7 protein-coding genes are annotated in these 7,313 nt (G+C 38.4%); 2 read left to right on the forward strand and 5 right to left on the reverse strand.

Translation table 11 applies throughout. The features are described 5' to 3' along the window. Nucleotides 1-306: 306 nt before the first annotated feature. Nucleotides 307-1,554 carry a PTS transporter subunit EIIC gene (locus tag BM057_RS10960; RefSeq protein ID WP_245741945.1) on the reverse strand — a complete coding sequence of 416 codons (1,248 nt, stop codon included), beginning with the start codon at nucleotides 1,552-1,554 and terminating at the stop codon, nucleotides 307-309. A gap of 872 nt (nucleotides 1,555-2,426) precedes the next feature. Here BM057_RS10960 and BM057_RS10965 point away from each other — a divergent pair. Beyond that, the gene (locus tag BM057_RS10965) at nucleotides 2,427-2,939 is read left to right on the forward strand and encodes an acyl-CoA thioesterase (protein ID WP_092093753.1); all 513 of its coding nucleotides are present in this window, start codon (nucleotides 2,427-2,429) and stop codon (nucleotides 2,937-2,939) included. Then, nucleotides 2,908-3,744 carry a DUF72 domain-containing protein gene (locus tag BM057_RS10970; RefSeq protein ID WP_092093756.1) on the forward strand — a complete coding sequence of 279 codons (837 nt, stop codon included), beginning with the start codon at nucleotides 2,908-2,910 and terminating at the stop codon, nucleotides 3,742-3,744. The genes BM057_RS10965 and BM057_RS10970 overlap by 32 nt, the downstream gene beginning before the upstream one ends. A 91-nt stretch (nucleotides 3,745-3,835) precedes the next feature. Here BM057_RS10970 and BM057_RS10975 read toward each other — a convergent pair whose 3' ends face one another. The 4 genes from BM057_RS10975 to BM057_RS10990 all read right to left on the reverse strand — a co-directional run bounded on the left by BM057_RS10975 (nucleotide 3,836) and on the right by BM057_RS10990 (nucleotide 6,967). Further along, entirely contained in the window at nucleotides 3,836-4,498 is a 663-nt protein-coding gene (locus BM057_RS10975) for a DUF421 domain-containing protein (protein ID WP_092093759.1), read from the reverse strand. 214 nt (nucleotides 4,499-4,712) lie between these two features. Continuing rightward, nucleotides 4,713-5,093, reverse strand: a complete 381-nt coding sequence (locus tag BM057_RS10980; protein ID WP_092093762.1) for a hypothetical protein — start codon at nucleotides 5,091-5,093, stop codon at nucleotides 4,713-4,715. A gap of 14 nt (nucleotides 5,094-5,107) precedes the next feature. Further along, on the reverse strand, nucleotides 5,108-5,989 hold the full coding sequence (locus BM057_RS10985; protein ID WP_092093764.1) for an ROK family protein: 882 nt from the start codon (nucleotides 5,987-5,989) through the stop codon (nucleotides 5,108-5,110). A 219-nt stretch (nucleotides 5,990-6,208) separates the two neighbouring features. Further along, on the reverse strand, nucleotides 6,209-6,967 hold the full coding sequence (locus BM057_RS10990) for an arginase family protein (protein WP_092093767.1): 759 nt from the start codon (nucleotides 6,965-6,967) through the stop codon (nucleotides 6,209-6,211). Between the last annotated feature and the right edge of the window lie 346 nt (nucleotides 6,968-7,313).

Here is a 7,313-nt window from a genome sequence, read left to right on the forward strand (position 1 = left end):
CCGCATAAAGTCGCTATAGGAGCCGTTGCTCGAAAACTTACTCACATTATTTACGCTGTATTACGCGATCATAAACCTTATACACCACATTTGCCAACTTCTCTAAAAACAACCTAATATTATTTTAAAAAATTGGTTTTACCAAGCTTATTTGATATGCACTTTTTTATAAGTTTTCCCTATCCCTTCCCGTTTTTGTTGGTTTCTGCAAAGCAGAAACGAATAAAAGCGGGAAGGCCAGCAAGCGGAAGCGCGCAAGGAGCTAGAGAAAAAAATCATAAAAAGTATATTTATCCAGTTGACTTTTTATAGCTGGTCTGGTGTTTTTAAGTCGAATTTCTTGATAAACCAAGTGAAAACGAAATAGTAAACAAATGCATAAACGATTCCGACCACTACGACTGGAATCCAATTGGTCATCCCTTGTCCAGGTAAAACACCATACAAGATAAAGTCAAGCAATCCACCTGAGAAGGTCAATCCTACACCGACTTGCAAGAAATGCATCAACGCAAAAGAAAATGCAGCTAGCACACAGTGTACGCCAAAGTAAAGCAATGGAGAAGCAAATAAGAATGAGAATTCAAGCGGTTCAGTGATCCCTGTAAAGATTGATGTTAGAGAAGACGAAATCATCAGCCCTTTTACATCACTCTTGCGTTCTGGTTTAGCTTGACGGTACATCGCGTAAGCTGCAGCTGGGAACCCGAAAATCATGAATGGGAACATCCCTGAGAAAAACTTAGCTGCTTCTGCGCTGACCGGTTGTCCATTTGCCAGTTGAGCAAATAAGATATTTTGAGCACCTTCGACCGTTTGTCCAGCAACTTCGGCTGTTCCGCCCAGTGCTGTTTGCCAAAACGGCAGATAAAAGACATGGTGCAGACCAAGCGGAATCAACGCACGGTAAATAAATCCATACAAGAAAGTTCCGACATAGCCTAAATTAGCTACCATTTTACCTAACCACGCAATGCCCGCACCTGCGTATGGCCATACGAATGATAAAATAATCCCTACTACAATAGCACCGAATGCAGAAATGATCGGTACGAAGCGTGTGCCTGAAAAGAAAGATAAAGCATCTGGGAATTCAACTTTATAGAAACGATTGTGCAGTCCTGCTACAACTAAACCAATAATGATCCCGCCGAAAACACCGGTATTCATCGTTGCATCAAAACCTAATACTTCCCCGATCAATCCAGGGGTTTGCTGTAAGGTTTCTAAATCCCCAAAGTTTGTGATGGTGCTGGTCATTGCAGCATACATCATAAAATAGCCAACAACACCGGATAGGGCAGCGACTTCTTTTGCAGCTTTAGCAAAGCCAAACGCAACGGCGACTGCAAAAAGCAAAGCCAAGTTATCAAAAATGATTTGCCCGCAGTCTTTTAAGATCGTTAAGATACGAAAAATAACTGTGCCTTCACCCATGACACTTTCTAAATGGTATAACTGAATAAATGAGTCGCCAGTAAATGATGAGCCTATTCCTAGCAATAAACCAGCAGCTGGCAACAGAGCGATCGGCAGCATAAAGGTTTTACCCATTTTTTGTAAAGTTTCAAAAATCTTGTCCTTTACAATGAAATCCTCCTCTTCATTACAAAAAAATATAAGTGCTTACATCAATTCAGAAGGTGGCTGAAATGACGCTTTTTCAGATTAACATAATTGAACGTTTTTGAACACTTCAGACCGATTAGTTAACGTTAACATGTTAGCTTTTTTATGATTTTGTTAGGGATTGCTCATTATAGGGCGCTTTCATTCATTTGAAAAACAAAAAAAAGCCAGAAACCGTCATTCAAATAGACAGTCTCTAACTTTTTTTGCAGTGCTTAGTTTCCTAAACAGGCCGTTGGTGTTCACATCACCAAGAAGGCCACATACCTACATCCTGTAGTGACATTGAGGAAACAAACTAATGCTTCATTCAGCCTCGTTCATATCCTATAGTTGAACTGCACGAGACAGAGACTTAAAAAAATTCACTTCCCTTTCGACATTAGAAATGTCTCCAAGTGAAGTTTTATTTTTTCGTCGTCTCTATCAGCCTCGTTCGTATCCTTGTGTCTGTATGCTGCTTTGCTTTTTGTGCTAGTCACTTGTCGCACGTATGCGAAATGATCAAGATCACCTGACTAGCGGCCAACTCATCGCATGTAGCGTATCTTAACATGTAATCCATAAAGAAACAAGCAAAAATTTTGATTGACCTATTGGTTTAGCAAGCCATCATTAAAGAGCTTAAAAAGGAGCCTGCTTTTTTCACCGTCGTTTTTGCTTATGTTATCTAGATACTCTCCACTTACTCTATTTCTATAAGCAACGATGCGCTTGTTTTTCAAGCAGGATGATCAGCATCATTTGTCTATTGTGCTATGATAAGGATAAAGGAACTTACGAAAAGAGGCTTCTATATGGAAAAAAATTATCAACTATACGAGCACCAAGCTCAATATTATGAAACGGATCAAATGGGCATCATCCATCATTCGAATTATATCCGCTGGTTTGAAGAAGCGCGAACCAATATGCTCGAACAAATGGGGTTCGGTTATGACCAAATGGAAAAAAGCGGCATCATTGTTCCTGTTCTTGCAGTAAATTGTGAGTATAAATCTATGGTGCATTACAATGATCGCGTTTATATCGTTCCAAAAATCGAACAATTTAACGGCATTCGCTTGCAAATCTCTTATCGTGTAATGGACAAAACAACTCATGCTTTACGTGCTTACGGTGAAAGCAAACATTGCTTTTTAGACGCTACAAGTCGACCTATTTCTCTAAAGAAAGTGGATAAAGAGCTCTATGATCTCTTTGTGTCCTATGTTGACAAAGACTTAGACCAACACATTACAGAAGAAAAAGTATCATCGGAGAAAGGAGACGAAAATATTGATCACGATCGGTCTAACTGGATGGGGTGATCATCCTTTATTAGGCACCAACAAAAAAACAAAATTGGAAGATTACACGCGCCATTTTCCTTTTGTGGAGATGGATACAATTTTTTATGCTATTCCTCCTGAAAAGAATATCCAGAGCTGGTTGAATAAGACGCCGGAAACGTTCCAATTTATTCCAAAAGCTTATCAATCGATGACGCAGCACAAAAATTGGCTGGAAGACTTCCCGAGTGAAGCTGCTATGTTCCATGCTTTTTTAGCACGCTTTGAACCAATGTTGGAACAAGGCCGCATCAAAGCTTTTCTATTTCAATTTCCTCCTTACTTTGGCTGTACAAAAGAAAACGTCGCTTATTTAAGGAATGTTAGAAAATGGATGGAAGATGCGCCAATCGCGATCGAATTTCGCAATGCCAGCTGGTACAGTGAACAAAATAAAGAAGGAACACTGACATTATTAAAAGAAAATCAGTTTATCCATACAGTCGTTGATCAGCCACAGACACCTCATAATAGTGTGCCGTTCACGCCGGTAGCTACCAACTCTCACCTGACTTTGCTGCGTTTGCACGGCAGAAACTATCATGGCTGGCAAGGGGAAAACGTCAAAAACTGGCGCACAGAGCGTACCCTTTATGATTATAGCTCTGAAGAACTGGAATATTTTGCTGAGACCATTCGTGAACTTGAAAAGGAAACAGATGAAGTAGCGGTGATTTTCAATAACAATTCAGGTGGTCACGCTGCAAAAAATGCTAAAACATTACAAGATATCCTCGGTATTTCTTTTTCAGGTCTTGCACCTAAACAATTAGATTTATTCTAAAAAACGGTTGCTGGAGTGACTCCATAAAGTTAGATGCTCAGCCTAACTTTTGGAGATCACGCTTGCTGCCGTTTTTATGATTTTTTTCTTTTTAATTGTCGAGTCGATAGATTTCTTGTTTTGACTGCTCGTAAGTTTTAATAAAAAGCCCACTCGAAAAAGACCACTCTGCATAAACGATTTCACGCAACGTTTTTCCTTCCTTTTTTAGTTCATTCAGTAGCCATTGACGGTCTTTTCCAATTGTTTGAAGAACAGGTTCTTCTATTCTACCGCTCTCGATCAATTGAAAAGACAATCCGTCCTCTTGCCCATTTTTGACGACCGTTATTTGTCCGCCCACTTCCATAATAACAAATTGAGCATTTTGTACTGAGTAGCAATTCTGCTGCCGCAACAAAGCTCGCAGCTGATCCATGCTGATATGATTTTTTTTAATTTCTTCCAAATTCAATTCGCCGTCAAAAATCAAAATAGACGGTTCTCCTTTCACTACTTTATTTGTTTTTATATTTTTCTGGACGATCGTCTCAATAAAGTAAACTGTCACACCCCACAATGCTATTGCTAACAACAAGTGGAGCGGATTGACTTTGTCGTCATAAATAGATTCTTCAAGCAATCCTCCTAGAACCAGTGTGTAGATCAAGTCGAACGGCGTCGCCTCAGATAAACTTTTTTTCCCCAATAGACGGACGACAGTCAACAAACCGATCATACCGATTACTAATTTTAGAGCAATTTGCAAGTACATCACATGTATAACCTCCTCGGCTCATCTGACTCATTTTTATACCAACATTTCCTTGTCTTTTTCTTCATTATAACTTACTGCTCCAAAACAGCTACTTTTATGCACCAAAAAAAAGTGACCCCCTATAGGATCACTTTTCTTAGATAACACGATAATAGATTTTTTTTAGCATTCAGTCTGTTTTTTATTGTGTTGTAGATACCTTAGTTGCTAGCTAAAAAGGTCTGCTAGTCTTTTTTTGTGCATAAATATCTCCAAAAATTGAAACAATCAATACAATGGTCAAAAAGATTATTAATCCTGTTAATGAACTGGGAAATCGTACGGGAGAAACGCTGGAATATAAAAAAGACAACATGAATATAAGGTAAACTTCTAAGTTTCTTGAGCGTCTTTTTTCTACGCTAAAACTTTTGAAAAAGCGATTGATCATTTTAGATGAAAGTAAAGCTATGATCAATAACACACAAAGTAAAATTATATTTCCTTTTTCAAGATTGGAACCAAAAAAGAAGTTATATAATAGGCCAACAAACATTAAGCTTCCATAAACTAAAACGTTTCTTACTAGAATGATTCCTATTTTGCTATTCATCCTATTATTTCCTCTTACAATATCTCCTGTTTTTGTATGTAGTTATAGACAGCACCGATTAAATTAGCGTCATTTTTAAAGAAGCAAGGTTTGATTTCAGGAGCAAAAGGTGCGATCATTACGACTTCTAGTATCTCTTTAAATTTTTCTTGAAGGTGATCGATCAGGTCCGATTTATTCGACACTCCTCCACCTAGTAAAATCAATTCAGGATCATAACTGTATTGAAGATTGTATAATCCTTGCGCGAGCGAGCGATAAAAGACTTCTGCTTCTTCAAAAGCAATTCGATCGCCTGCTTCTGCCAATTGGAAAACTTCTTTACCGCTGATGTCTCCTTCTGGCAGTCCTTTCCTTTTAGCGTAGCGTTTTGCCATCGCTACAGCTGTCCCCAAATTGCTGAATGTCTTCGTCTCATTCAGCAGCATAAACCCGAATTCTCCGCCGAATAAGTGTGCACCATGTTGAACTTCGCCGTCGATGATCACTGATCCGCCAATGCCTGTGCCGACCACGACCATTAAAACGTTCTTTTTACCTTTAGCAGCACCTTTCCAAACCTCTGCCAGAGCAGCACAATTTGCATCATTTTCAATAGCGACTTTTCCGCCAAACAAAGCTTCCAGTTCATCATAAATTGGAAAGAAGTGAAGATACGGCAAAGCACTGGCTCCTTTGATCACTCTTTCTTCTTGATTGACTGCTCCAGGTGAACTGATAGCAATGCCTTCTATTTGATACTGCTCAGCATATGTATCTTTGGTTTGCTTTAGTTTGGCCTTCATTTCTTCCCATGTTTCAGGTGATGGGAAACTTTTTTTTTCGATCAGCTGATTATTTTCCCATATACCGCATTTGACCGAAGTTCCACCTATGTCAAAAGCTAATAATCCCATTTTATTTCTTCCTCTTTTCCTACCCTTATCATGTTCGTTTGTAAATACGCTTACAAGATTATATCTTATTTATCCCAAAGAGTAAAGGTTTCCTGCAGATAACCCTTCCCCTTATTGACTCTGTCTCTATACTTTTTCTTTCATGAACGTATCCCTTTGTGCAAATGGTTATCGTTGGCTCGGCCGTATTTGCTTTACTGGAGACATTTTTTTGAACAGTTACTGCATGACTTCTTCTAATTCTTCAAAAAGTAGTTTGTTTACTTGATAAGTTTGCTGAAGATATTTTTTCATAGGATAACGAAAACTTGAAGTGTAATCCCATTCCAGATCTCCGCAAACATCGGATCCTATGACTTGATGATTTTTGGCTACTAAGCAGATCGCTTGGAGTAGCTGCTCAACTGTTATCGTTCCTTGATCCCAGTTCGTCTGCACTTGTTTTTCTGTTAAAATGTCTCGATCGATACTCAAATAAATATCTTCTGTTTGGATCGTTTTGGCTAATTCTTCTATCCTTTCTTTTGTCATCTCTTTTTCGTATAAGAAACGAATCTTAGAGAGATTAGTTTCTACCAGCTCTTTTTCGTTTTGTTGCGTAGAGCCTATCACGATCACTTCTTTTATGACAGGATTTTGTTCAATCGCATCGTTGATCCACGATCCACAAGTCGTCATCTTTGCGAAAGGAAAGGAACCTGCATCGTTATGATGATCAAAGACGATCAACGTAAATGGATGAGTATATTGTTGTGTAAGTGGGAAAGTTAAATAATGAAAGTTTCCATTTCCGAGGAAATAAATGTCGCTCCTCTTGTGCGTGCTGATTTTCTCACTTATCTGTTGTAAAGTTCCATAAGTGCAAATGGTATTGATTCCTTCTAAATCACTTAAATCGATCACATCTTGGTAAAGCCCATCATATACTTTTTCAAGTATATCTTGGTGTTTAGTATTGAATAAAGTGACTTTCTTCATCTCTTCACCTTCATTTATTTGATCAAAGGAGTTTTCGCTCTTTCTTTATTTTACCACAAGGATAGCGAAAAAAACGGAGATTGAAATGTGATTTTTTTATCATTTTTTTGGCTTTTGTTTTAATGCTGTTTCTGCTGTATTTGTTGGCTGTTTTTTCAAATCCTTTCCTTGCAAACCTCATCTTCCTATATTTATCAAATGTTGTTCGTGAATCAGAAACAATAGGGATCTTTTACCAACTCAAACTTGTTACTGCTCTCGAGTTGGTCATTAAGTCTGGTTATTGGCAAACTCAGACTCGTTACCGCTCTCGAGTTGGTCATTATAGCCAGTTATTTACAAACTC

The organism is Pisciglobus halotolerans (genome assembly GCF_900113675.1).
Classification (GTDB): domain Bacteria; phylum Bacillota; class Bacilli; order Lactobacillales; family Carnobacteriaceae; genus Pisciglobus; species Pisciglobus halotolerans.